The sequence below is a fragment of the Mesorhizobium sp. B2-4-17 genome (assembly GCF_006441275.1).
Classification (GTDB): Bacteria; Pseudomonadota; Alphaproteobacteria; order Rhizobiales; family Rhizobiaceae; genus Mesorhizobium.
This window is the reverse complement of sequence record NZ_VFUX01000017.1, coordinates 19,110-44,657: the sequence shown is the minus strand read 5'-3', so window position 1 is coordinate 44,657 and position 25,548 is coordinate 19,110. Positions and strand designations below refer to the sequence as shown.

Here is a 25,548-nt window from a genome sequence, read left to right as displayed (position 1 = left end):
CTGCCGGAATCATTTCCCGACAAATCGTACCGAGGGTCTCTCAAACCTTTGGCGAAGCCCGGCAGATCACCCGAAAAGCTTGCCTTCCGCCACCTTGATTGCATGGCCGCCAATGCGCGCGGAGGCCAGTTTTCCGCCCTCCACGTTGAGTTCCAGGCGGATGCGCGACGGGCGGCCCATTTCGAGCCCCTGCTCGATCCACAGCTGCGAAACCCCGTCCGTCGGGCCGTCGAAATGCATGATGGCGCCGGCAAAGGCCGCCGCCGCCGAACCGGTAGCCGGGTCTTCATAGGAGGGCGTGCCGGGGACGATCATGCGGACATGGAACGCGCTTTCGTGATTCACGGTCTCGCGGCAATAGACGTAGGGACTGGCGAAGGCCCATTCGCTCTTGCGCGGCGCCAGTTCCGACCAGGCCTGGTTGTCCAGCCGGATGCGGGCCGCCGCTTCGAGGTTGGCAACCGGAATGGTCACATACGGCACACCGGCCGACCAGAACGCGACGCGGTGATTCTCGAAACCGATCTCATGCGGCGCCAGCCCGAGCGCGGCGCCGATCGCCTGCGGATCGGCGGACAGGTCCAGGGGTTCCGGCAGTTTGGCGAGATCGAACTCGGCGAAGGTGGCGCGATCATGCTTGCTGACGGCGCAGCGCACCGGTCCGATATTCTCTTCCAGCACGAAAATGCCGGCGCTGCCCTCCCCCTCCAATTCCGTCAGCGCGATGGCCGACCCGACAGTCGGATGACCGGCGAACGGCATTTCATAGTCGGGTGTGAAAATGCGGATGCGGTTTCTATGCTTGGGGTTGTCCGGCGGCAGCACAAAAACCGTTTCCGACAGATTGAACTCGCGCGCTATGGCCTGCATCGCGGCCGTGTCCAGGCCTTTGCAATCCAGCACCACGGCCAACGGGTTGCCGGCCAGCCGCTCGGTCGTAAACACATCGTAAAGCAAGTAATTCCGGGTTTGCATTCCTGCCTCAATCCCAACATGGGCGAAATTTAATTTGATATTTGAACCGTCAAGCCTGATCTGTGCACGGATAGGGACATTGCGCTTCAATAGGGGTCCGACGTGGACCAGATTGTCAATCCGCCAAAGACGGAATCGGGTTCCGCCATCGAGACGGCGCTCGGCCTCGACAGCAAGGGCCGGCGCAAGACGCGCCAGCGCGGCTGGCTCTATGCGCTGCTGACCCTGATCGCGCTGGCCGCCGGTCTTGGCCTGTACCAGTGGTATGCCGGTACGCCGGCCAGGATCGACTACACCACCGTGCCAGCCGCCAGGGCCGACCTCACCGTCCAGGTGTCGGCAACGGGCAAGCTGCAGCCGCTCACCCAGGTCGACATTTCCAGCCAGCTCTCCGGCATCATACGCTCGGTTTCGGTCAACGAGAACCAGCAGGTCAAGAAGGGCGACGTGCTGGCCGCGCTCGACACCGCCAAGCTGCAGGTCCAGATCGAGCGGGCGCAGGCCTCGGCCAAGGCGGCGGCCGCCAATGTCGAGGATGCAAGGGTGACGCTGGCCGAGAACGAGAGCGCACTGGCGCGCGCGGCGGCCCTGACCAAGCGCGGCATGGCCACCGACCAGTCGCTGGAGGCGGCGACCGCGACGCGCGACCGCTCCAAGGCCGCACTCGACAGCGCCCAGGCCAATCTCGCCATCGCCAACGCGGATCTCAAGTCGCAGCAGACCGATCTTGCCAACAGCACCATCTACGCGCCGATCGACGGCATCGTGCTGACGCGCTCGGTCGACCCGGGCCAGACCGTTGCCTCCTCGTTGCAGGCGCCGGTGCTGTTCGTCATCGCCGCGGATTTGAGGAACATGGAACTGGTGGCGGCGGTCGACGAGGCCGATATCGGCGCGGTCAAGCCGGGCCAGCATGCGCGCTTCACCGTCGATGCCTTCCCCGACCGGCCATTCGATGCCGAGATCCGCGACATCTCCTATGCCTCGGTCACGACCGATGGCGTCGTCACCTACAATGCGCGGCTCGAGGTCGACAACAACGAGCTGTTGCTGCGCCCCGGCATGACCGCCACTGTTTCTGTGGTCACAAGGCAAACCAAGGATGTGCTCACCGTACCCGCAACCGCCTTTCGCTATCGCCCGGCGCAACAGGCCGCGCGTGGCTGGAGTCTCAGCGATCTGTTCACCGGCCGCATGGGTCGTCCCGGCGGCAATCGCCAGCGTCAGGCGGCAACGGCCCCCACCGACGGCTCGCGCACGCTCTATGTGCTGGAGAACGGCCGGCCGCATCCGGTCAACGTCAAGATCGGTTCGACCGATGGCGAACTGACCGAGATCACCTCGGGCCTGGAGGAAGGCGCACAGGTGATCACCGCCTCGCAGTTGCGGAGCTAAGCCGTGGCCGCGGGTGCGCCCCTCATCACGTTCGACAAGGTCTGGAAGAGCTATGGCCAGGGCGAGGCTCGGGTGCACGCGCTGGCCAGCGTCGACCTTGCGATCCGGCGCGGTGAATTCGTCGCCATCATGGGGCCGTCCGGCTCCGGCAAGTCGACGGCAATGAACATCATCGGCTGCCTCGATACGCCGACGGCCGGAACCTATTCCTTCATGGGTGTCGACGCCGGCCGGCTCGACCGCAACCGCCGCGCCATGCTGCGCAACCTCTATGTCGGCTTCGTCTTCCAGGGCTACAATCTGCTGGCGCGCACCACCGCCGCGGAGAATGTCGAACTGCCGCTGATTTATCGCGGCGTCGCCGCCCGCGAGCGCCGCGACCTTGCCATGCAGGCGCTGGCCCAGGTCGGCCTTGTCGGCCGCGAACACCACACGCCGGCGGAACTCTCCGGCGGCCAGCAGCAGCGCGTGGCGATCGCGCGCGCCATCGTCACCAGGCCGACCCTTCTGGTCGCTGACGAACCAACCGGCAACCTCGACACTGCCCGCACCCATGAGATCATGGAATTGCTGACGCAGCTGAACAAGGAGCTTGGCTTGACCATCGCCATGGTCACACATGAGGCCGATGTCGCCGAATATGCCGAACGCACAATCCGCTTCCTGGACGGTCACGTCGCCTCCGACACCATGAATCTGGAGACGGCCTGACCATGATCTGGGAAACCGTCCGCCTCTCGCTTCGTTCCATCCGCCGCAACGTGCTGCGCTCGTTCCTGACGCTGCTGGGCATCGTCATCGGCGTGGCCGCCGTCATCGCCATGCTGACCATCGGCTCCGGCACCACGCAAAAGGTCAAGGCGGACATCTCGAAGCTCGGCAGCAACCTGCTGGTCGTCAGGGCCGGCCGCCCTGCAGGTCCGGGAGGCCCGGGCGGGCTTGACCAGGTGGTGCGTCCGTTGGCCGAGAAAGACCTGGCGGCGCTGGTCGCGCATCTCACCGGCGCGCGCGCTGTCTCGCCAGCCTCGCAGAAACAGGTGCGCGTCATCTTCGGCACCGAGAGCCTGACTTCGGGCGTCACCGGCACCGACAGTGCCTATCTCGACGCACGCGACTGGAAGCTGGTGTCCGGCCGCCCCTTCAGCGATTCCGAAACCCGTTCCGGCACCGGCGTGTGCCTGATCGGCGAGACGGTGCGCCAGCAATTCTTCGGCGCCGGCGATCCCGAGGGCGAGATCATCCGCGTCAACCGCACCTCCTGCAAGATCATCGGCCTGCTCGAGCCCAAGGGCTATACCGGCTTCGGCCAGGACCAGGACAACGTCGTTTTGATGCCGCTGCATGCCTATCAGCGTCGCATCGCCGGCAATCGCGATATCGACAACATTTATATCGCCGCAGACGATCGCACGCCAACCAGCGAGTTGCAGCCGCGCGTCGAGGACATTTTGCGTGACGCACGCCGCGTCACGCCCGACCGCGAAAGCGATTTCGCCATCCGCGACATGACGCAGATCGCCGACGCCATGGCCAGCGCCACCACCACCATGACCGGCATGCTGGGCGCGGTCGCCGGCGTCAGCCTGTTGGTCGGCGGCATCGGCATCATGAACATCATGCTGGTCTCGGTCACCGAACGCACGCGCGAGATCGGCATCAGGCTCGCCATCGGCGCGCATGAAAAGCACATCCTCATCCAGTTCCTGGTCGAGGCCACGGTGCTGTCGCTGCTCGGCGGCATCATCGGCATCCTCATCGGCCTGGCACTGGCCGGCCTCGCCTCGGTGACCCTGACCATCCCCTTCGCGCCAAGCCCGGCCGTCATCCTGCTCGCCGTCGGCTTCTCCGCGCTGATCGGAATGGTGTTCGGCTTCTTTCCGGCGCTACGCGGCGCCAGGCTCGACCCGATCGACGCGCTGCGGCACGAGTAGAAGGCACCGAGGCCAGGACTATCCTACTTGCCGCTTTCGAAATGCCACTCGACCAGCGGCTTCATGTGCGGCGCCAGGCCATCCGGAAGGTCGGCGGCATGGCGGATGATCACCGGCCCCTCGATCTCCGGATCGGTTTCGGTGGCAACGAAGGCCGAGATTCGCCGCGCGATCTCGTCGGCCGGTTCCGTCTGGTGATAGCGGCGGAAGATCACCGTACCGCTTGCCGTCGACAGGGCATGGTAGCGCTTGCCTCGTTCGGCATTCGACAGGTCGAGGCCGGTTTCCTCGCGCACCTCGCGGATCATGTTGAAATCGACATCGACCCGCCCGTCGCGGAAGTCGAGCGGCTCGAACGAGCCGGCGGCGAAATAGACGCGGCCGGGACTGACCGTTCGCGCGCCCATACGGATCGCCACCAGCGCGTTGTCGCCGGCCACCAGCATGGCATGGGCATAGGCGTGCTCGGCACCGGAATTCTCGCGCCGCTTGCGCCAGAGCATGAAGGTGGAATAGTTGACCGCATGGCAGCGGCCGACGAGGCGGTTGTCGCCCCAGGCAAGTCGCGAGAGCAACACCACGGTGCCGTCGAACAGCGCCGGATTGGCTGCTATCTCGCGCTGCCAGTTTTCGGCGATTGCGCATTCATTGTCCCGCGCGAAAGGGTGCGGGCCGGGATAGAGCCGGACGTCGATAGTATCGACCGGCAGGATGACATTGCGCGGCAGGTCGAAACTCATCTGTATCAGCCCCGGTGCCGCCTATCGAACCATGTCCAGTGCGATCGCCACCGGGCAATGGTCGGACGCCTTTGGCCGGTCCCAGCCGGCGCGTGGGAAGCGCTCGACCTCCTGGCCTGCCGGAAAGATCGTGCGCCAGGGCTGGCCACTGCGGATGATGTCGGGAACGGCGGTGGCATGCCTGGCCGCCAGTCCCCTGGAGAGCAGGATATAGTCGAGCTGGCAGAGATGCCGCTCTTCGGGCCCACCGGTATGGTAAAAGGTCCAACGGTTCATTTCCGGCCGCCGCTCGACGACGTTCTCGCAGAAGCCGCCAGCCGTCAGCACGTCGATGCTGGACCGGGCCTCGTCGACCACCTCGAAACGGTAGCCGCCGACATCGTCGCCGGCAATCTTCACCCGCTGGCGGTAATCATTCATGTCGCCGCAGATCGCCCACCGCTTGTCGGAGGCGTGCTCCTTGCCGAAGCGCTCCTCGATGATGCGGCGCACCGCTTGCGACTCGGCGATGCGGACCGGCATCGTCGCCTCGCGACCGTCGAGCCCGTTGCGGGGCGGCCCCATCGATTTGAAATGCACGAGATAGAGCGTCAATGGGGCACCGCCCACGGTGATGTCGACTTCAAGGCAGTCGCGCCGGAAGATGCGCTCATTGGCCTGCTTACCGAGCGCCTCAAGTTCCGGCGTGTGCAGCCCGAACTGCTCGTAGGTGACATAGGCATGGCTGGTCATGCGTACGAATTCGATCGGCTGTCCCTGCGCGGTCTCGTTGCGCATCATCACGGCGACGTCGATGCCGCGCGAATCATTGCCTGACGTGGTGTATTTCTGGCGGTAGCCCTGCCCCACCATCTTGAACAGATAGCCGTATTCGAAGGCCTTAAGCGCCTCGATATTGTCGACCTCCTGCATGCAGATGATGTCGGCCCGGGTGGCGGCGATCGCCAGCGCCGTCAGCTGGCGCGTGTCGTCTGATTGCGCGATGGCTCGGGCCTGCTCCAGCATCTTGTACTCGGCCTCGCTCTGGATATCGAACAGCGCCAGCGTCCGATCCTCGTTGAGCTGATTGCGATAGCCGGAAAAATCGAACCTGTTCATCAGGTTCTCGACATTGAAAGTGGCAAGGCGCAGCGACATGCCGTGACCTTTGCCTGCAAGCGGCGGAGAAAACAAGCCGGCAGGGCCACAAGCCCAGATCGTCTGGACCTGTGGCATTTCGCGCCATGGTTGACGGAACCTTTCCGTTCATCCGCCGTTCAGACGCAAACATCCACATTGGCTCCATTCCCAGGGTAGGCGTGGGGCCTGTACCTCTTGGAGAGTGCAATGAACTCGCTCTTTTCTTCCACCATCAAATCCGGGCTGATTGCGCTCGGCATTGTCTCCGGCATAACGGCGCCGTCCGCCGCCGGACCGATCCTGCAGCCGGACCTGTCGATTCCCGCCAGCACAGCGGCGCCGACCGTCACGCCGGTCCGCGAAGACTGGGCGGGCAACAACAACGGAACGTTCAACAACGAATGGAGATGGCGCCGGTCTGGCAACTGGAACCGTGGCAACTGGAACCGCGGCAACTGGAATCGTGGCGACTGGAACCGCGGCGACAATTGGCGTTGGCGCCATCGCCACTATCGCGGCGGCTACTACGATGATGGCGCGGGTGCCGCAATCCTGGGCCTTGGCCTGGGGCTCGGCCTTGGCAGCCTGTACAATAACTACGACTATTATGCGCCGCCGCCGCGCCGCTATTATCGCGCGGGCCGGCTTTCGAGTGCCCATGTCCGGTGGTGCTATAACAGGTACCGGTCGTATCGCGCCTGGGACAATACGTTCCAGCCCTACAATGGCCCGCGCCAGCAGTGCTGGTCGCCTTATAGGTGAGGTGCGACCAGATCGGTCGGGTCGAAATGAAAACGGCGCCGCGAGGCGCCGTTTTTGGCTTGATATCACCCAGGTCTCTGGCCTGGTCCACCAGCTTGGTCCTGAAGATACCTGCGACCGCTGGGCGGAGCCCTTAGTTCTTGGCCTTGTCGACCAGCTTGTTCTTCGAGATCCATGGCATCATGGCCCGCAGCTTGGCGCCGACTTCCTCGATCTGGTGGCTGTCGTTCATGCGGCGGATGCCCTTGAAGCGCGACAGGCCGGCGCGGTATTCCTGCATCCACTCCGAGGTGAACTTGCCGGTCTGAATGTCCTTGAGCACGCGCTTCATCTCGGCTTTGGTCTCGGCGGTGATGATGCGCGGACCCGAGACATACTCGCCCCATTCGGCGGTGTTCGAGATCGAGTAGTTCATGTTGGCGATGCCGCCTTCATAGATCAGGTCGACGATCAGCTTGACCTCGTGCAGGCACTCGAAATAGGCCATTTCCGGAGCGTAGCCGGCTTCCACCAGCGTCTCGAAGCCGGCGCGGATCAGTTCGACCAGGCCGCCGCACAGCACGACCTGCTCGCCAAACAGATCGGTTTCGCATTCTTCGCGGAAATTGGTCTCGATGATACCCGAACGGCCGCCGCCGACGCCGCAGGCATAGGAGAGCGCGAGGTCAAGTGCGTTGCCCGACGCGTCCTGGTTGACGGCGACCAGGCACGGCACGCCGCCGCCCTTCTGGTATTCGCCGCGCACCGTGTGGCCCGGGCCCTTCGGCGCGATCATCACGACATCGACGGTCGACTTCGGCTCGATCAGGCCGAAATGCACGTTGAGGCCGTGCGCGAAGGCGATCGCCGCGCCATCGCGAATGTTCGGCGCGATCTCGTTCTTGTAGATGTCGGCCTGCAGTTCGTCAGGCGTCGCCATCATCATCAGATCGGCCCATTTGGCGGCATCGGCCACGCTCATCACCCTGAGCCCGTCGGCCTCGACCTTCTTGGCGGTCGCCGAGCCGGCCTTGAGGCCGATGGCGATTTCCTTGGCGCCGGAATCCTTCAGGTTGAGCGCATGCGCCCTGCCCTGGCTGCCATAGCCGATGATGGCGACCTTCTTGCCCTTGATCAGGTTGAGATCGGCATCACGATCGTAATAAACGCGCATTTTACTTCCTTCCCGTTTTGAAGCTAGAGCATGATGCCGAAAAGCGTGAAGCGGTTTTCGGACAACATCATGCTCTAGCTCTTTGATTTAGAACTGGATTCAGATTTCAGCTCGACTTGACCTGAAATCATCCGGTTCTAAGGGCCTTGCGGCCCGGTTTTTGCTCCGAAAAGAGCGAGAAACTGCTGCGTCGCCCGGGCGGCGTCGCCGCCGATCGCCGCATCAGTCAATTCCAGCCGGTCGCCGAGCAGCAGACGGATCTGCACGTCCCGGCCAACCAGCCCGAAAAAGGTACGGAACGCCGTCTCGGCATCCGTGAACTCCAGCAGCCCGGCCTTGCGCCCGGCTTCAAGCACCGGCTTCAGCCGTCTCGCCAGTGCGAAACGGCCATTCTCCAGCACGACGGCGCCAAGATCGTCCTTGCCCGATCCAGCATGGCCAACCGCGACCCGGTTCAGAGCGATCGATGTATCGCTCGAAATGACACTGAGCCAGTCAGACGCGAAGCGCTCGAGGCTCGCCGTCAGCGAGGCAAGATCCAGCCCCTTGCCGTCGACCGAAGCAACACGCACCTTCGAGGCCTGCCACTGCACCGTTGCCGTCAGCAGCCCGTCGCGGTCACCGAACCATTTGTACAGCGTTTCCTTCGAGCAGCTTGCCCGTCGCGCCACCGCCGTCATGGTCAGCTTGTCGCCCTCCTCGACCAACAGCCGCAATGCCGCGTCCAGAACGGTCTTCTGCCGGTCCGTCAGCGCCTGGCTGTTGTCGATGTCGGCGTTTGCCAGCAACACGGTCTTTCCTCGGGCAGGCTGGCCAGCAGGCGAGCCGTACCGTACGTTACGGTTCGGCATGCTATGGCGTATTGCACCGGACCTTGCAAGCCCTATTTCTATCCGGACGGTTTCGCTGTCGGCACCCCTGGGGCGAAGAAATGCTGATCGGGTTGCTTGCCTTGACCATAGCCGCCGTTTTCGCCGGCGCCGCGATCTATGTCAGCGTCGCCGAACAGCCGGCGCGGCTTCGCCTTGATGACGGGGCGCTGCTGCGGGAATGGCAACCTTCCTACAAGCGCGGCGCAGCGATGCAGGCGTCGATCGCAATCGTCGCTTGCGTCCTTGGTCTTATCGCCTGGTGGCGGACTGGCGGGCACGCTTTCCTGGCTGGCGCGATATTGATCATCCTGCCATGGCCATGGACCTTGATCGCGATGATGCCAACCAACAGGGTGTTGGAAGCGATGGATGTCGGCGCCGACAATCCGCGGGCCAGGCCCCTGATCGTCAAATGGGGCAATCTGCACCTCGTTCGCGTGGCACTCGGCGTGCTGGCGACGCTGGCCTTTGTCTGGGGCAGTCGTCTGGGCTGATGTCGGGTTCATCCAACGAAACGGTCAGGCCACTGCGCTTCGGCAAGCCCAGCCTGCCTGAACGGATCGATCGCCGTGCCGGCGACCATCGAGGCGAGGAACCGCGGAACCGGCGGGATCTTCGCGATGGTCGCCACCAGCCGGTCGCGGATGAAAGGGCAGCGCCACGTTGGCCCCTTGCCCGGGTTGGGGCTCGTCGAATGCGCGGCATCGCCGATGACAGCCTACCTCCGGCCGACGGGAAGCTTCATCGTGCGCCAACTGGCGGCACAGTCCCTCATGGAGGCAGCCAAGGCAAGCTGGCGCTTTTACGCTTACATCAGGCGCAAGCCGGGCTCAGGCTTGGGCGGCATCAAATCCCTTGCGCGCCTCGCGCACTGCATCGTGGTTGAGCTCGGCCCACTGGAGCAATTGATGTAAGGCGCCGAACATCGACCGGCCCAGATCGGTGAGGCTGTATTCGACGCTCGGCGGCTTGGTCGGGAACACTTCGCGATGCACATAGCCGTCGCGCTGCAGGTCATAGAGTGTCTGGGTGAGCATGCGCTGCGAGATATCAGGCACCAGCCGCCGCAGCTCGCCGAAGCGATAGGGTTGTTCGGCGAGCGCTGCCATCAGCAGCGAACTCCATTTGCCGCTAAGACCCTGGATCACGTCTCTGACCGGGCAGTCGGATAGATCGCCGCCGCCGGTGATCGCTTTGTAGATGTCCAGTTTCGATTTCAGGCTGACGATCCGGCTGTCCATGGCTGGTTCCCTGCGTGTGCCTACCTCCCGAAAAACTGCCTTCTTTACGGGGACTGGTCAATTCCTATTTTAGAGCTGGTCTCTTTTAGAGACCTACGAAAAACCAAAGAGAATCCCGCCCCTTCGGCACAAAATCAGGATCCTTCCATGCCCTTCTCGTCACCGGCGCGTCCGGCCAGCTTGGCCGCAGCGTCGTCAACCACCTGCTGGACACCTTCAAAGTGCCGGCATCCCGGATCATCGCCACCACCCGCACGCCGGCGAGCCTTGCAGATCTCGCCGCGCGCGGCGTCACCGTGCGGGCAGCCGATTTCGACGATCAGGCATCCCTCCCAACGGCCTTCGCGGGCGCCGACCGCGCGCTGATCATCTCGACCAACGAATTGGCTATCCAGGGAAAGCGGCGCGCGCAGCAGGTCACAGCGGTCGCGGCAGCGAGGCAGGCCGGCGTCAAGCACCTGCTTTACACCTCCTTGCCCAACACCGAGCCCGGTTCGCCCGTGCTCTTCGCGCCCGACCACTACGGCACGGAACAGGCCATCAAGGCGACCGGCATCGCCTACACGATCTTCCGCAACGGCTGGTACGCCGAGAACCTGTTTGTGGCCCTGCCACAGATCCTGGCGTCCGGACATTGGTATACCTCGGCCGGCGACGGCCGTATTTCCTATTGCGCACGCGACGACATGGCGACCGCCATCGCCGCCGGGCTCGCCTCCGGCAACGGTGAGAACAAGACCTACACACTGACCGGCCCCCAGGCCTACACTGTCGCCGAGGTCGCGACGCTTGTCAGCGACGTCACCGGCAAGTCGATCGAGGTTGTGCAACTGTCCGACGAGGCCTTGACCGAGGGAATGAAGGCGGCAGGCTTGCCGGACCCGATTGCCCGGCTTCTCGTCTCCTTCGATGCCGCCACCCGCGCCGGCGATCTCGGCATGGTCACGGATTCGGTCGAAACGCTGTCCGGCCGCAAGTCGACGTCGCTGAAGCAGTTCCTGAAGGCCAACGAGTCCGTGCTGGCGGGCTATAGCAATTCCAGGAAAATTGCGTAGCGGTTCCCCGTTCGGGGTTGCGTAAAAAAAGGAGTTAGAGCGGGTCGACGATTCTATCGAACGCTGAACGCTCTAAGTCGGCCCGGCGGGAATCGGATTAGATTCCCGCCGCGCTATTTCGATGTCTTGAGCAGGCCAAGCCGGATCAGGCTTTCGCCGGTCGCCGCCAGCGCGTCTTCCTGAGACCGCGGCACCCAGCCGAGCATGCTGACCGCCTTGGCGTTGGTGGCATTCTTGACCTTGCCCAATTCCGTCACGAGCTGCGCGACTTCCGGGTTGAACAATCCGACCACCCGCACCAGCCAATCGGGAAGCTGCCTTGTCGAGACGCGCGCCGCCGCACCGCCGAGCTGCGTTTTCAAGGTCCGCGCCATTTCCCGCACCGTCATGAAATCGCCGGCGACGGCGAGAAACCGCTGCCCCTTGGCAACGGGATTGGTCATGGCACGCACATGCAGCTCCGCCACGTCGCGTGCGTCGACAACGCCGAAGGACAGGCGCGGCAGCCCCGGCATGGCGCCATTCATCATGCGCTGGACAAATTCGGTGGAGGTCGAATGGTCCGATCCCAGAACCGGCCCGAAGATTCCGACAGGATTGACGACCGCAAGCTCCAGCCTGCCGCCCTCGGCGGCGATGAAATCCCAAGCCGCGCGCTCGGCCAGCGTCTTCGATTTCACATAAGCGCTGACCTTGCCCGTCGGATCGGTCCAACTCTCCTCGGCGAACGGCCGCCCGTCGGGCGGCATCTTGCCATAGCCAATGGCCGCGAAGGATGAGGTCAGCACGACGCGTTTGACGCCGGCGTCCCGTGCCGCCCGCAATACCCGCAATGCACCCTCACGCGCCGGAACGATCAGCTCATCCTCATGCTTGGGCACGCCGGGCGGAAATGGCGAAGCGACATGAAGCACATAGACGCAGCCGGTCACCGCTTGCAGCCAGCCAGTGTCACTCATGAGGTCGGCGACGGCAAAGGACAGCCTGTCGGCCGGTTCGGCGCCGCCAACCTTGATCATGGCCAGGACATCGGCTTCACGCTTGGCGGAGCGCACTGTCGTGCGCACGCGGTAGCCCGCCTTCAGCAATTCGAGGATGCAGTGGGCGCCTAGGAAACCAGATCCGCCGGTGACAAGCACCAGTTCGCCGCTCATGCCCGCCTCCGCATCTGTTCATATCAAGAGCAATTCCAGGAAAAAGTGCGTGCGGTTTTCCGTTCGGAATTGCCTAAACCCAGAAATCAAAGTGGTTCAGGCCCCTGAACCACGCTTGATGATCGAGCTCGTCAGATCGCCACCTGCGTTCCGATCTCTACCACACGTCCGGTCGGAATCTGGAAATATTCGGTCGCGTCGGCCGCCGTGCGCGCCAGGCCGATGAACAGCCGGTCCTGCCACACCGGCATGCCGGAATTGGGCGAGGCTTTCAGCGAACGCCGCGACAGGAAGAAGGATGTCGTCATGATGTCGAACTTCCAGCCCTGCTTGCGGCAGATGGCCAGCGCGCGCGGAATGTTGGGCTGTTCCATGTAGCCGAAGGTCAGCGTCACTCGCATGAACAGCTCGTTGACCGTCTCCATCTTGACCCGCTCGCTGTCGGGCACCACCGGCTGCGGCGCCGTCACCACCGAAAGGATGACGTTCTGCTCGTGCAGCACCTTATAGTGCTTCAGGCTGTGCATCAGCGCGGTTGGCGCGCTGAGCGGATCGCTGGTCAGGAACACGGCGGTGCCGGAAACCAGATGCGGCTTCTTTTTCAACAGATTGCCAGCGAGGAAATCGAGCGGGATCTCGTTGCGACGCGTCTTGTCGAAGAGGTAGCGGCTGCCGCGCACCCAGGTCCACATTCCCAGCACGATCGCGAAGGCCACGACCAGCGAGGCCCAGCCGCCTTCGAACACCTTGACGATGTTGGAGGCAAAAAAACCGACGTCGATCAGCGCAAAGAGCGCCGTCAATCCAATCGCCGGCCACAGGTTCCATTTCCAGATTCGCGTCATGATGACGAACAGCAGCGTCGTCGTCACCAGCATGTTGCCGGTAACCGATATGCCGTAGGCCGACGCCAGCCTGCTGGACTCGCCGAATCCGACCACCAGCATCATCACCACCAGCGCCAGCAGAAGGTTGACGCGCGGCATGTAGATCTGGCCGGACTGCTTTTCCGACGTGTGCAGGATTTCCAGACGCGGCAGCATGTTGAGCTGCACCGCTTGCCTAGTCAGCGAGAAAGCGCCCGAAATCACCGCCTGGCTGGCAATCACCGTCGCAGCGGTCGCCAGCACGACCATTGGGATCAGTGCCCAACCCTCGTTCATTTCGAAGAACGGATGGCCGACGATGCCGCCATTGGCCAGCACGAAAGCTCCCTGTCCGGCATAATTGAGCAGCAGGCAAGGAAACACGATCCACAGCCAGGCGAGCACGATCGGCTTGCGGCCGAAATGGCCGAGATCGGCGTAAAGCGCTTCAGCGCCGGTGACAGCCAGGAAAACAGCGCCGATCGTCACGAAGGAAACGTCGGGCGAATGGATCAGGAAGGCGACGATATAATGCGGGCTGATCGCCCAGAGGATTTCCGGGTCGGCGACGATGTGGTTGACGCCGGAAAGGCCGATGGCAAGGAACCACACAGCGGTGACCGGGCCGAAGACCAGCCCGACGCCGCCGGTGCCGAAACGCTGTACCGCGAACACCGCGGCAAGGATGACCAGTGTAAGCGGCACGACATAGGGCTGGAACGCGGGCGTGACGACATTCATGCCTTCGACCGCCGACAGCACCGAAATCGCCGGCGTAATGACGGCGTCGCCGAAAAACAATGAGGCGCCGACGATGCCGATGCCGAGAATGACAGCCGAGCGTTTTGGGAAACTGCCGCGCGCCAGCGCCATCAGCGACAGCACCCCGCCCTCGCCGCGGTTATCCGCTCTCAGCACGAACATGATGTATTTTATTGTTACCGTGATCGTCAGCGACCAGATGATCAGCGACAGCACGCCGAGAATATCGGCACGATTGGCAACATTGCCACCGGACGAGGCATGCAGGGCTTCGCGGAAGGCATAGATCGGGCTGGTGCCGATATCGCCATAGACGACGCCAAGCGCGCCCAGCATCAACACCTTGGTGCTGTGCTGTTCGATTTCGGGATGGCTCGACTGTTCGACGGGTTCTGCCTCACTACCAGGGTTGGCAAGGGCCATGGACGACACTCCGATAAGCGCGCGGTGCTCTACGCTTGCTGCAATGCAATATCAAGTGCCGCTGCGTGATGGCTCCCATGCCGGAAGCGCTGGGCTGCTCGGCAAACGGCCGGGCACCCGACATGCGCGGACCAAAACCACCGACACTACGTTGCTGGCGCCAGCAGGATTTGCCGCATAGGCCTTAAATAGCCACTTGCGTGCCGATTTCCACGACGCGGCCCGTCGGAATCTGGAAATATTCGGTCGCGTCGGCCGCCGTGCGCGCCAGGCCGATGAACAGCCGGTCCTGCCACACCGGCATGCCGGAATTGGGCGAGGCTTTCAGCGAACGCCGCGACAGGAAGAAGGATGTCGTCATGATGTCGAACTTCCAGCCCTGCTTGCGGCAGATGGCCAGCGCGCGCGGAATGTTGGGCTGTTCCATGTAGCCGAAGGTCAGCGTCACCCGCATGAACAGCTCGTTGACCGTCTCCATCTTGACCCGCTCGCTGTCGGGCACCACCGGCTGCGGCGCCGTCACCACCGAAAGGATGACATTCTGCTCGTGCAGCACCTTGTAGTGCTTCAGGCTGTGCATCAGCGCGGTTGGCGCGCTGAGCGGATCGCTGGTCAGGAACACGGCGGTGCCGGAAACCAGCTGCGGCTTCTTTTTCAACAGATTGCCGGCGAGGAAATCGAGTGGGATCTCGTTGCGACGCGTCTTGTCGAAGAGATAACGGCTGCCGCGTATCCACGTCCACATGATCAGCCCCATGAGGCAGGCAACGGTGATCGAAACCCAGCCGCCTTCGAGGATCTTGACGACATTGGCCAGTAAGAAGCCGCTGTCGATGACGCCGAACAGCAAGGTCAGCGCCAAAGCGAGCGCCAGCTTCCATTTCCACATCTTGCGCATCACCACGAACAGCAGGATCGTCGTCATCAGCATTTCGCCGGTCACCGAGATGCCGTAGGCGGAGGCCAGCGAGCTCGAACTGCCGAAGCCGACCACCAGCAGCATCACCCCCATCGCGATGAGCAGATTGACGCGGGGCATATAAATCTGCCCGAGCTGCATTTCGGAGGTATGCTGCACCTCGATGCGCGGCAGAAGGTTGAGCTGCACAGCCTGGCGGGTCAGAGAAAAGGCACCCGAAATGACCGCCTGACTGGCAATGACCGTCGCGGCCGTTGCCAGCCCCACCATCGGCATCAGCGCCCAGTCAGGCAGCATCTGGAAGAATGGATTGGTCGGTTTACCGTTATTGGCGAGCACAAACGCGCCCTGCCCGAAATAGTTGAGCAGCAGGCAGGGGAACACCACGGAAAACCATGCCAGCACGATCGGCTTGCGTCCAAAATGGCCGAGATCGACATAGAGCGCCTCGGCCCCGGTCACCGCCAGGAACACCGCGCCGACAGTGACGAAGGCAGCTGTGGGTGTGCTGACGAGATAAGCAACCGCGTAATAGGGATTGATGGCCAGGAGGATCGATGGATCATCCATCAGGTGATAGAGCCCCGCAACGCCGATGGCCAGGAACCACAACGCCGTCACCGGCCCGAACACCGCCGCCACCTTTCCGGTGCCGAAGCGTTGCACGGAGAACAGGACGGCCAGGATGAGAAGCGTGATCGGCACGACATAGGCATCCAATGTCGGAGTCACCACTTCGAGGCCTTCGACCGCGGACAGCACCGAGATGGCTGGCGTTATGATCGAATCACCGAAGAACAGCGCCGCCCCGCAAAGGCCGATAGCGAGGATCAGTCGCGCGCCTTTGGGATAGGCGCTGCGCGCCAAGGACATCAGCGAGAGCGTGCCGCCTTCGCCCTTGTTATCGGCACGAAGCACGAAGGCGACATATTTTATGGTCACGATGATCGTCAGCGCCCAGACGATCAGCGACAGCACGCCAAGCACGTGAACCCGTGTATCGATGCCTGGCGAAGCATGGAGCGCCTCGCGGAAGGCGTAAATCGGGCTCGTGCCGATATCGCCATAGACGACGCCGAGCGCGCCCAGCATCAGAACCTTGGTGCTGTGCTGCTCAACCCCGGAATGACTCGATTGCTCGACGGGTTCAGCCTCGCTACCGCGATTGGCAAGGTCCATCGACCACTCCCTGACAAGCTCGGGGCGCTTCATGCATGCTGCGATACGATATCAATTGCACGCCATGGCCGCCAATATCCGCAAAGCGAAGCTACCCCTACCACCCGCAGGCCTTCAGGAACCGACCCACCGTACCGGCCATGCCATACTCCAACGCGTCGGCTGTCAACCCATGTCCTATCGACACTTCGGCCAATGCCGGTATGCGTCGGACAAGGTCAGGCAGATTGCCTACCGTCAGGTCGTGCCCGGCATTGACCTGAAGGCCGGCGGCAAATGCCGTGTCGGCTGTTTTCCCCAATCTTTCCAGCTCCTTGGCCGCCTTTGCGGAATCGGAATGGTAACTGCCATAGGGACCGGTATAGAGTTCGATCCGGTCGGCACCCGTATCACGCGCGGCCGCAATGCCGGCGGGATCGGCATCGGAAAACAGCGACACCCTGAAACCGCCCTTCTTCAGACGCTTGACGATCGGTGACAGGAACGCGGCGTCGGCGACGAAGTTCCAGCCATGGTCGGAGGTTGCCTGCGCCGGATCGTCGGGAACCAGCGTCACCTGCTCGGGTTGGTGCATTTCCACAAGCGCCAGGAAATCCTCGGTTGGATGGCCCTCGATGTTGAATTCCGCCTTGGGGAACTCATCGTCGATCAGTGCCCTGATCTTGGGCAGGTCGGAACGCCGCGTGTGACGCTCGTCGGGACGCGGATGGACGGTCAGCCCATGGGCTCCAGCCGCAAGCGCGATGCGGCCAAGCCCGATCATATCAGGCCATGGCAGGTCGCGCCGGTTGCGCAGCATGGCGATGGCGTTGAGGTTGACAGAAAGCTTGGCGGGCATGGTTTGGCGTCCGTGAAACAGGCGATCGAGGCGCGCCACGCTCATTCGTTCCGGCACGGCGCATTGAGACGGCGCATCTATAGCGTCTTTGACGGGAACAGATAGGGCCTTTCCGGTGTTCCAGAAGACCAAATACTCCACGAAACGGAGGCACCACCTTGAATTTCCTCCAATCCGTGCCGGCGATCCGCCGCATCGAGACCAGCCGCGACGACCTCTTTGCCATCGATGTGGTCGGCCATGTCTCGGCCGCCGATGCCGAGAACCTGTTCGGCCTGCTGGAGGCGGCCTATTTGCTCCATCCGCGGATCGACGTGGCCGTGCGCATAGTCGATCACGAGGGCGTCGATTGGGCCGATATCTCCGATGAGACCATCAAGAAGGGTGCCGTCCACGCATTGGAACATATTGGCCGTTGCGCTGCGATCGGCGCCCCTGACTGGACGCCGAACGCACGACACGCCTTGCCTGCTTCATCGCCCGTCGAATTCAGGCATTTCGAGCTCGAGGACGAAGCCGCTGCCTGGGAGTGGCTCGGGGCGCGGCCGACGAGTGAGGAGGCCACGGCCGCTCCAGAAAGAGGATGAAACGGTTCTCCCGGCTACCGCCGATCCCTTCTATCTCACGATGGTCAATCGTTCGGCGGCCCGCGTAATCGCGGTATAAAGCCAGCGCTGACGCGTTTCCTTGAAGGCCCAGCTTTCGTCGAACAGCACGATCTCGTTCCACTGAGAGCCCTGCGCCTTGTGCACGGTCAGCGCATAACCATAGTCGAAATCGTCGAATCGCTTCTTCTGCTGCCAGGGGATGTCGGCGTCCGGATCCTCGAACGCCGCCTTGAGCAGCTTGATCTTGGCGACGCCGCGGTCCGGATCGTCCTCTTCCGGCGACACCAGAAGATTGATGCCAGGCTTCACCGTCTCGCGCGATGAGGTCATCACTTTCCAAAGCGACCCGTTGAGCAGCCCCTTGGCGGGATCGTTGCGCAGGCACACCAGCTTGTCGCCAGCCTGCGGATAATCGGCGTTGAACCCCTTGAGTTCACGCAGACGCTGGTTGTAGCGGCGGCGCGTCCGGTTGGTGCCGACCAGCACCTGGTCGGCCTTCAGCACCAGTTCCTGGTTGACGTGTTCCTTGCCGATCACCTGCGCCGTGCCATAGTCGCCGCGCATGAATTCGCGCCCCTCGCGCACGTCGAGCGCCAGCCGCAGGATCGGATTGTCGCGCGCCTGCCGGTGGATTTCGGTGAGCAGGAAGTCTGGCTCATGATCGGTGAAGAAGCCGCCGCCCGAAATCGGCGGCAACTGGCCCGGGTCACCCAGCACCAGGATCGGCGTGCCGAAGCTCATCAGGTCGCGGCCGAGCTGTTCGTCGACCATCGAGCATTCGTCGATGATGACCAGCTTGGCGCGCGAGATCGGGCTCTGCCGGTTGAGCGAAAAAGTCGGCGACATCGAGGTCTTGCCGGTCACCTCGTCCTCGACCGACTCCTCGCCCTTGGGCCTGTAGATCAGGGAATGGATCGTACGGGCGTTGACCGCACCCTTGGAGCGCAGCACCTGCGCGGCCTTGCCGGTGAAGGCGGCGAACTGTACCTGTCCGTCGACATGTTCGGCAAAATAGCGCGCCAGCGTCGTCTTGCCGGTGCCGGCATAGCCGAACAACCGGAACAGCTGCGGCATGCCGGCCTTGAGCCAGCGGGCGACCGCTTGCAGCGCCTCGTCCTGTTGGGGTGAAAATTCCATCTGATCGTGTGACCGGATTCGCAAGGCAAAGACAAGATAGCCGCCACCATCATCGCTATTATCGGCGGCGAACTCCCATGGCTACCTATCAGCCACGATTGAGAACGTAAAGGGAACACGATCTCCCCGCGTGATCACCTGGAAGCGCGCGGATCGTTCTCCAGCAAGATCGGCTTGCCGTGCGGCGTGGCATGCGCGGCGCGTTCCCAAGCCTGTGCCATCGCATCGACATCGGGCTTGGCGGCCAGTCCCTTGGACGCAAGCAGGCTTTCCAGCGCCGCCAGCCAATGCTCGTAATAGTCATGGCCGTCCGCCGCCGCCCGGCTTCTTCACCTCGGCCGACAGCGCCTGTGCCCACTCGCCCCACGAAAACAGGCCCTTGTCGTGCAGCGCCACCGTCATGGCGAAGGCCTCGGCCTGCCAGGGTTCGGCGAAAACGGGCGCGTCGAAACCGGCGGGCAGATCGTTGGCCGGCATGGTCGCCTCAGGCCGGCTCAAGATAGCTCTCCCAGGCGTCGATGGAGACAGTCAGGGTCGGGTCGGCGCCCTCGCCCCAGATCTCACCACCTTCGAAAACCACAGTATAGACCCATTGCGGATTCTCGCCCCGCCCGTGCGCGTTGGTGTCGGGAAAGACGAAGCCGTCATGCACCGCCTCGACGAGGCCCTGTTTGTCACGCGCGTAGCGCGGCAGCCTGGTGTGGCCGGCCGGATTGAAATTCTTCGTCCGCACGACATCGCCGGCCTTGAAGCGCGGTGCTGTCCCGACCGCGCGGTTGCAAGGACCGCCCTTGGCCAGCACGGCGGGCACATCGGCTGCCTTCAGCACCTTTTTCGGGGTTGCCGCCGCATCGAGCGCCTCGCTCGCCCTGAGGTCGCGGTCGCTGATGAACCCGTGTCGCTTGAGCAGGGTCTCCAGTGCCTTGATCCAGATCTGATAGTAGCTTGAAGCATAATAGTCGGCCGGGTGCAGCGATTCCCGCGCGTGCCGGCTCTCGTCGATGTTCCACGCGCCCATGGCGCCGGCGCAGAGCGTCACGCCGAGCGCCCGCCTTTCCCAATCGGCATGGAAATACGGTTCATCCCTTTCGGGCGCCACCGGCCCGAACCCCATTTGTCCGCCGAGATCCTGCGGCCCGTTCATGCCGGCTCCCTCGCCTGCGCCGTGCCGATCATCGCATCCCGGCTCACCAGCTCGGCGAGCTCTTCCTCGCTCCAGCCTTGGGTGTCGTCCGGCCGCATCGGCACCACGAGATAGCGCAGCTCCGCGGTCGAATCCCAGACGCGTATCTTTGTTGCGGATGGCAACGTCAGCCCGAATTCCTCGAGCACGCCGCGCGGATCGATCACCGCGCGCGACCGATAGGGCGGCGCCTTGTACCAGACCGGCGGCAGGCCGAGCACCGACCATGGATAGCAGGAGCACAGCGTGCAGACGACGAGGTTGTGGGTGTCCTCCGTATTGAAGACAGCCTGCATGTGTTCGCCTTGCCGCCCGGTGTAGGAGAGCGATGCGATCGCCGCGGTTGCGTCGCTTTTCAGCCAGGCGGCGAACTCAGGGTCGGTCCAGGCCCTGGCCACCACCCTGGCGCCGTTGCGCGGACCGATCTTGGTCTCGTAGGTGTCGACGATGACGTCGATCGCGGCGGGGTCGATCAGACCCTTGCGGGTCAGGATGGTTTCTAGCGCCCGAACCCGGGCAGCAAACGGATCGAGTTCGTTGTCGTGGTCATGATCATGGGACATGGCGACAAATTACGGCTCCGGTCCGCTGGCCGCAAGCAAGACGGCTTGGGCCAGCGAGGACGAAGCGAACTCTCTATTCCGCGGCCGCCTTTTGCGGCTCGCCTTGCGTCTCGTCGTCGGCGTCGAACAGCGAGGGCTGATCCCCTGATTCGACCAGGCGCAACTCGGCCTTGCGCTTAGGCATGAGCCCGAGCAGCCAGCCCGAGAAATTTTCCATGTAGACGTAGATCACGGGTGTCACGAACAGCGTCAGCGCCTGCGAAGCAAGCAGGCCGCCGACAACGGCAACGCCCAGCGGCTGGCGCAATTCGGCGCTGGCGCCGGTGCCAAGCGCGATCGGGAACGTGCCCATAAGTGCTGCCAGCGTCGTCATCATGATCGGCCTGAAACGCATAAGGCAGGCCTTGTGGATGGAATCCCTGGCTGACATGCCTTCACGTCGGAGCTCCAGCGCCACGTCGACCATCATGATGCCGTTCTTCTTGACGATGCCGATCAGCATCAGGATGCCGATCACCGCGATGACTGACAGGTCCATGCCGGCGAAGCGCAACGCAACGAGCGCTCCTAGCACCGCTGATGGCAGGCCGGTGAGAATGGTGAGCGGGTGGATGAAGCTCTCGTACAGAATGCCGAGCACGATGTAGATGGTCAGGATCGCGCCGCCGATCAGCAGGCCCTGGTTGGCAAGCGAATCCTGGAAGGTCTTGGCCGTGCCGGCAAAGGTGGTCGAGATCGCCGTCGGCATGCCGATCTGCTCTTTGAGCGCGTTGATGCGCGTCACGCTGTCGCCGAGCGCCACGCCTTGCGGCAGGTTGTAGGAAATCGTCACGGCCGGAAGCTGGCCGAGCTGGTTGACCGTCAAGGCACCGGCCGTGCGGTCCACCCGGGCGAAGGCGCCAAGCGGCACCAGAGAGCCGCTCGCCGTCCTCATCTGGATGGCGAGCATGCGCTCGGGCGACCATTCGATCTTGGGATCGAGCTCGGTGATGACTTCGTAGCTGTCGGCCGAGCCGAAGATCGTCGAAACCTGGTCGGTGCCGAACCCGCCATAGAGGGCGGAGCGCAGCGTGTCGGTATCGATGCCGAGCTGGGCGGCCTTGTCGCGATCCACCACCAGCGACGCCTGCAGCGCATTGTTCTGCAGATCGCTGGTGACGTCGGTGAAGGTCGTGTGGTCGGCGGCCATCGCATCGTTCAGTTTCTGCGCCCAGATATCGGTCTGGCCGGTATCGAGGCCCTGAACCACGAGCTGATAGGCGCTGGCCGACGAGCGCGAACCGAGCCTCAGGTTCTGCACCGGCTGCATGTAGGTCTCGATGCCTGCCACGCCGGCCAGCTGCTTGCGCAGATCCGAAAGCACCTTTTCAATGTTCGGCCGCTGGTCCTTGCCCTTGAGCTGGACGAAAAGCTGCCCCTGGTTGAGCGCATTGTTGCCGCTGCCGGCCGACCACGCCACATGGTCGACATAGGGCGAATGCGAGAAGACGCTGGCCACCTGCCCTTGCAGCTTGGCCATGGCATCGAACGAGATGTCCTGGCGCGCGATGGTCGTCACCGATATCTGGCCGATGTCCTCCTGCGGGAAGAAGCCTTTCGGCGAGATCTGGACCAGCCATACCGACGCCGCCGCGGTGCCGATGAAGATGAGGAATACCAGGAAGGTGTGCCGCAGGCAGAAGCTCAAGAGCCAGTCGTAGCTGCGTGTGACGAGATCGCGCCTGTGGCCAGCGCTGTGCGCCTCGCGATCGGCCTTGGTCACCGACAGCAACCGCGAACACAGCATCGGCGTCAGCGTCAGCGACACGAACATCGACGCCAGGATGGCGACCGTCACCACGACGGCGAACTCGTTGAAGATGCGCCCGATCACGCCGCCCATGAGAAGCACGGGAATGAACACCGCCACCAGCGAGATCGAGATCGAGATGATGGTGAAGCCGATTTCGCGCGCGCCCTTCAGCGAGGCGTCGAAGGCCGACAGCCCATCCTCTTCCATGTGGCGGAAGATATTCTCCAGCATCACGATGGCATCGTCGACGACGAGGCCGACGGCGAGCGTCAGGCCCATCAGCGATATGTTATCGATGGAAAAGCCGAACAGGAACATCGCGCCAAGCGTGGCGATCAGCGAGATCGGCACCGCCACGGCCGGGATGATGGTGGCCGTCACCCGGCGCAGGAACACGAAGATCACCATGACCACCAGCGCGATGGTCAACAGCAGTGTGAACTGGACGTCGTTGACGGCCTGGCGGATCGAGGTCGAACGGTCATTGAGCAATTTGATGTTGGCGGCGGCCGGCAGCTGGTCCTGGAAGGACGGCAACATAGCCTTGACCCTGTCGACGACGTCGACCGTGTTGGCGTCGGGCTGGCGCTGCACCGCCATGATGATCGCGCGGGTACCATCGTACCAGCTCGCCGTCGTCGTGGTCTGCACCGAATCGACGACGCGCGTCACCTCGCCCAGCCGCACCGGATGGCCGTTCTTGGTGGCGATGATGAGGTTGGAAAATCCCGCTGCGTTGGTCAGCTGCGTGTTGGCGGTGATGGTGAGCTGCTGCTTGTTGTTCTGCAGCACGCCGAGCGGCGTGTTGCTGTTGGCCGACGAGATCGCCGCCTGCAGCTGGTCGATCGAGATGCCGCGCGCGGCGAGCGCGGTCGGATCGATCTGGATGCGCACGGCATATTTCTGCTGGCCGAAGATCGAGACCTGCGCCACTCCGTCGATGGTCGACAGCGATGGTGAGATGACGTTTTCCGCGAAAGCGTCGAGATCGGTCAGCGGAACCGTGTCGCTGACCAGCGACATCAAGAGGATCGGCGCGTCGGCTGGATTGACCTTGCGATAGCTCGGCGGCGAGGTCATCTGCGGCGGCAATGATTTCTGCGTGCGCGCGATCGCCGCCTGAACGTCCGCCGCGGCCGCGTCGATGTTGCGGTTGAGCACGAACTGGATGGCGATCGAGGTCTGGCCGAGCGAGTTCGTGGTCGAAATGGAATCGATGCCGGCGATGGTCGCGAACTGCTTGATCAGCGGCGTCGCCACCGATGTCGCCATGGTTTCCGGTGAGGCGCCGGGCAACTGGGCCGAGACGTTGACCACCGGGAATTCGGCGCTGGGCAGCGCCGCCACAGGCAGGAACTTGTAGGCAAACAGTCCGCCCAGAATGAGGGCGAACGACATCAGAAGGGTGGCGACGGGCCTGCGGATGCAGAATTCGGAAATCATTGGGCCACCTCGCCGGCCTTGCCGGCTTGCGCGACCTTGGCTGAGGCCTGGTCGCCGGACCCGGCCGCCGCCTTGCCTTCATGCACCGCGGCACCATTCTTCAATCGCGTCTGGCCTTCGACAACGACCTTCTCGCCGCTTTTCACACCATCGCTGATGGCGCTGCTCTGGCCAACGGTCAGCGCCACCTGCACCGGTCGCATCTCGACCGTGTTGTCCGGCTTGACCACATAGACGAACGGTCCCTTCTGGCTGGGCTGTACCGCGACGGTCGGAACGGATGTCATGTGCGGCATGATGCCGGCTTCCAGGACGACATTTACATACTGGCCGGGCCACAGTGAGAGATCGGCGTTTGGAATGCTGGCCCGCGTGGCGATTGTGCCAGACGCGGTATCGACGCTGGAATCGACGAAGTCGAGCGTGCCCTTGCCGATCGGCTTCGGGTCGTCGTCCTTGGTCAGGGTCACCGCCCCTTGCTGCGGATCAGCGAGCGCCTTGTGCAGCAGCGCCAGATTGCTTTCCGGCAGATTGAAGTTCACTTGCAGCGGGTCGATCTGGGTGATGGTGACGAGCGGGGTCGCCGTGCTGCTGTTGCCATTGCTGACGGTGACGAGATCGCCGACGGCGACGTTGACCGCGCCCAGCCTGCCGGCGATCGGCGCCGTGATCGTAGCATAGCTCAGTTGGACGGTATCGGCGTCGATCGTTGCCTTGTCGGCATCGATGGTTGCGGTCGCCGCTTTCTGCGCCGCCAGCGCCTGGTCATAGGTCTGCTGCGTGCCGGCCTGCTTGGCCACCAGATCCTTTGCGCGAGAGAGATCGGCCGTGGCGCTGGTCAGCATGGCCTGGTCCTTGGCGAGCGTCGCCTGGTCCTTGGCAAGCTGCGCCTTCAGCGCCCGGTCGTCGAGCGAAAACAGGACGTCGCCGGCCTTCACCATCTGCCCGTCCTTGACGTCGATCGACACGATCTGGCTGGAGACGCGCGCGTTTATATTGACCACGGCGGGAGAGGAGACGAAGCCGATGGCATAACGCCGGATCGGGAAATCAGCCGTCGTCGCGGTCGCAGAAACGATCGAGGCCGAGCGGGCGCCATTGCCGCCGGCCGCCTGTTTGTCCGTTGCCCCCTTGTCTGCTGCTGTCTTGTCGGCTGCTGTCTTGTCGGCTGTCTGCGTGCCGGTTGCCGCCTTGTCCGCTACCGCGGCCTGCTTTGCGCCGATGAACTGCTCGACCTTGCCCAGCGTATCGGGAGACACATAGAGCCAGGCCGCGCCTGCACAGGCGGCTGCCAGCAATGAAAGAATGACTTTTCCACGCATCGTCAAGGGTCCGCTCCGTCCGACACGCCATAGCCAGGTGGTCGTATTCTAGCTCATTTCACGGCACCTGCCGCAATTTCGCTGAATAGATAGGACACGCGTTGGGCGGAAAAGGG

General features: G+C 63.3%; 21 protein-coding genes and 3 pseudogenes. 7 read left to right on the top strand and 17 right to left on the bottom strand.

The features are described from left to right. Positions 1-66 precede the first annotated feature (66 nt). Positions 67-975, bottom strand: a complete 909-nt coding sequence (locus FJ548_RS15070) for a PhzF family phenazine biosynthesis protein (RefSeq protein ID WP_140778251.1) — start codon at positions 973-975, stop codon at positions 67-69. 102 nt (positions 976-1,077) lie between these two features. Here FJ548_RS15070 and FJ548_RS15065 point away from each other — a divergent pair, with 102 nt between their 5' ends. Genes FJ548_RS15065 through FJ548_RS15055 form a run of 3 tightly spaced genes read left to right on the top strand, consistent with a single transcriptional unit; the run spans position 1,078 to position 4,301 of the window. Next, a complete protein-coding gene (locus tag FJ548_RS15065) occupies positions 1,078-2,370 on the top strand; it encodes an efflux RND transporter periplasmic adaptor subunit (RefSeq protein WP_140778250.1) in 1,293 nt (430 codons plus the stop codon). 3 nt (positions 2,371-2,373) lie between these two features. Further along, positions 2,374-3,081, top strand: coding sequence for an ABC transporter ATP-binding protein (locus tag FJ548_RS15060; protein ID WP_140778249.1), 708 nt, complete (start codon positions 2,374-2,376; stop codon positions 3,079-3,081). 2 nt (positions 3,082-3,083) lie between these two features. Then, positions 3,084-4,301, top strand: coding sequence for an ABC transporter permease (locus tag FJ548_RS15055; protein WP_140778248.1), 1,218 nt, complete (start codon positions 3,084-3,086; stop codon positions 4,299-4,301). Between the two features lie 23 nt (positions 4,302-4,324). Here FJ548_RS15055 and FJ548_RS15050 read toward each other — a convergent pair whose 3' ends face one another. Continuing rightward, positions 4,325-5,041, bottom strand: coding sequence for a hypothetical protein (locus FJ548_RS15050; protein ID WP_140778247.1), 717 nt, complete (start codon positions 5,039-5,041; stop codon positions 4,325-4,327). A 21-nt stretch (positions 5,042-5,062) separates the two neighbouring features. Beyond that, the gene (locus tag FJ548_RS15045; RefSeq protein WP_140778246.1) at positions 5,063-6,178 is read right to left on the bottom strand and encodes an endonuclease/exonuclease/phosphatase family protein; all 1,116 of its coding nucleotides are present in this window, start codon (positions 6,176-6,178) and stop codon (positions 5,063-5,065) included. Between the two features lie 189 nt (positions 6,179-6,367). Between FJ548_RS15045 and FJ548_RS15040 the strand changes: the two genes are divergently transcribed. Then, entirely contained in the window at positions 6,368-6,922 is a 555-nt protein-coding gene (locus tag FJ548_RS15040) for a BA14K family protein (protein WP_140766001.1), read from the top strand. 133 nt (positions 6,923-7,055) lie between these two features. Here FJ548_RS15040 and ilvC read toward each other — a convergent pair whose 3' ends face one another. Both ilvC and FJ548_RS15030 read right to left on the bottom strand, forming a co-directional pair. Then, positions 7,056-8,075 carry a ketol-acid reductoisomerase gene (ilvC, locus tag FJ548_RS15035; RefSeq protein ID WP_140778245.1) on the bottom strand — a complete coding sequence of 340 codons (1,020 nt, stop codon included), beginning with the start codon at positions 8,073-8,075 and terminating at the stop codon, positions 7,056-7,058. Positions 8,076-8,212: 137 nt separating this feature from the next. Continuing rightward, complete coding sequence (locus FJ548_RS15030; protein ID WP_140778244.1) at positions 8,213-8,866, bottom strand: TetR/AcrR family transcriptional regulator; 654 nt, start codon at positions 8,864-8,866, stop codon at positions 8,213-8,215. A 143-nt stretch (positions 8,867-9,009) separates the two neighbouring features. Between FJ548_RS15030 and FJ548_RS15025 the strand changes: the two genes are divergently transcribed. Further along, positions 9,010-9,441, top strand: a complete 432-nt coding sequence (locus tag FJ548_RS15025) for a DUF1772 domain-containing protein (RefSeq protein ID WP_181168801.1) — start codon at positions 9,010-9,012, stop codon at positions 9,439-9,441. A gap of 8 nt (positions 9,442-9,449) precedes the next feature. Here FJ548_RS15025 and FJ548_RS15020 read toward each other — a convergent pair. Both FJ548_RS15020 and FJ548_RS15015 read right to left on the bottom strand, forming a co-directional pair. Further along, a pseudogene (locus FJ548_RS15020) lies at positions 9,450-9,695 on the bottom strand (FAD-dependent monooxygenase); the annotation flags it as partial. Between the two features lie 82 nt (positions 9,696-9,777). Next, positions 9,778-10,188: a helix-turn-helix domain-containing protein gene (locus tag FJ548_RS15015; protein WP_140610442.1), complete on the bottom strand. Its 411-nt coding sequence runs from the start codon at positions 10,186-10,188 to the stop codon at positions 9,778-9,780. Between the two features lie 152 nt (positions 10,189-10,340). Here FJ548_RS15015 and FJ548_RS15010 point away from each other — a divergent pair. Further along, positions 10,341-11,243: pseudogene (locus FJ548_RS15010) on the top strand (SDR family oxidoreductase); the annotation flags it as partial. A 113-nt stretch (positions 11,244-11,356) separates the two neighbouring features. Here FJ548_RS15010 and FJ548_RS15005 read toward each other — a convergent pair. From FJ548_RS15005 to FJ548_RS14990, 4 genes are all read right to left on the bottom strand, one after another. Next, positions 11,357-12,397 (bottom strand): aldehyde reductase, encoded by a 1,041-nt coding sequence (locus FJ548_RS15005; RefSeq protein WP_140778242.1) that lies wholly within the window; start codon positions 12,395-12,397, stop codon positions 11,357-11,359. 131 nt (positions 12,398-12,528) lie between these two features. Continuing rightward, positions 12,529-14,448, bottom strand: coding sequence for a potassium transporter Kup (locus FJ548_RS15000; RefSeq protein ID WP_140765997.1), 1,920 nt, complete (start codon positions 14,446-14,448; stop codon positions 12,529-12,531). Between the two features lie 184 nt (positions 14,449-14,632). Further along, on the bottom strand, positions 14,633-16,546 hold the full coding sequence (locus tag FJ548_RS14995; protein WP_140778241.1) for a potassium transporter Kup: 1,914 nt from the start codon (positions 16,544-16,546) through the stop codon (positions 14,633-14,635). A gap of 97 nt (positions 16,547-16,643) precedes the next feature. Continuing rightward, the gene (locus FJ548_RS14990) at positions 16,644-17,384 is read right to left on the bottom strand and encodes a pyridoxine 5'-phosphate synthase (protein WP_140699860.1); all 741 of its coding nucleotides are present in this window, start codon (positions 17,382-17,384) and stop codon (positions 16,644-16,646) included. Positions 17,385-17,542: 158 nt separating this feature from the next. Here FJ548_RS14990 and FJ548_RS14985 point away from each other — a divergent pair, with 158 nt between their 5' ends. Beyond that, the gene (locus FJ548_RS14985) at positions 17,543-17,971 is read left to right on the top strand and encodes an STAS/SEC14 domain-containing protein (RefSeq protein WP_140765995.1); all 429 of its coding nucleotides are present in this window, start codon (positions 17,543-17,545) and stop codon (positions 17,969-17,971) included. A 30-nt stretch (positions 17,972-18,001) separates the two neighbouring features. On the opposite strand, the gene FJ548_RS14980 is transcribed toward FJ548_RS14985, so the two are convergent. From FJ548_RS14980 to FJ548_RS14955, 6 genes and pseudogenes are all read right to left on the bottom strand, one after another. Further along, positions 18,002-19,129 (bottom strand): ATP-dependent RecD-like DNA helicase, encoded by a 1,128-nt coding sequence (locus tag FJ548_RS14980; RefSeq protein WP_140778240.1) that lies wholly within the window; start codon positions 19,127-19,129, stop codon positions 18,002-18,004. Positions 19,130-19,263: 134 nt separating this feature from the next. Continuing rightward, positions 19,264-19,606 (bottom strand): annotated as a pseudogene (locus FJ548_RS14975) (nitrile hydratase accessory protein). A gap of 7 nt (positions 19,607-19,613) precedes the next feature. After that, entirely contained in the window at positions 19,614-20,273 is a 660-nt protein-coding gene (gene nthB, locus FJ548_RS14970) for a nitrile hydratase subunit beta (RefSeq protein ID WP_140778239.1), read from the bottom strand. Beyond that, the gene (gene nthA / locus FJ548_RS14965; protein ID WP_140778238.1) at positions 20,270-20,875 is read right to left on the bottom strand and encodes a nitrile hydratase subunit alpha; all 606 of its coding nucleotides are present in this window, start codon (positions 20,873-20,875) and stop codon (positions 20,270-20,272) included. The genes nthB and nthA overlap by 4 nt, the downstream gene beginning before the upstream one ends. A 73-nt stretch (positions 20,876-20,948) precedes the next feature. After that, a complete protein-coding gene (locus tag FJ548_RS14960) occupies positions 20,949-24,110 on the bottom strand; it encodes an efflux RND transporter permease subunit (RefSeq protein WP_140765991.1) in 3,162 nt (1,053 codons plus the stop codon). Further along, entirely contained in the window at positions 24,107-25,432 is a 1,326-nt protein-coding gene (locus tag FJ548_RS14955) for an efflux RND transporter periplasmic adaptor subunit (RefSeq protein ID WP_140778237.1), read from the bottom strand. Before FJ548_RS14955 ends, FJ548_RS14960 begins: the two co-directional genes overlap by 4 nt. Positions 25,433-25,548 lie beyond the last annotated feature (116 nt).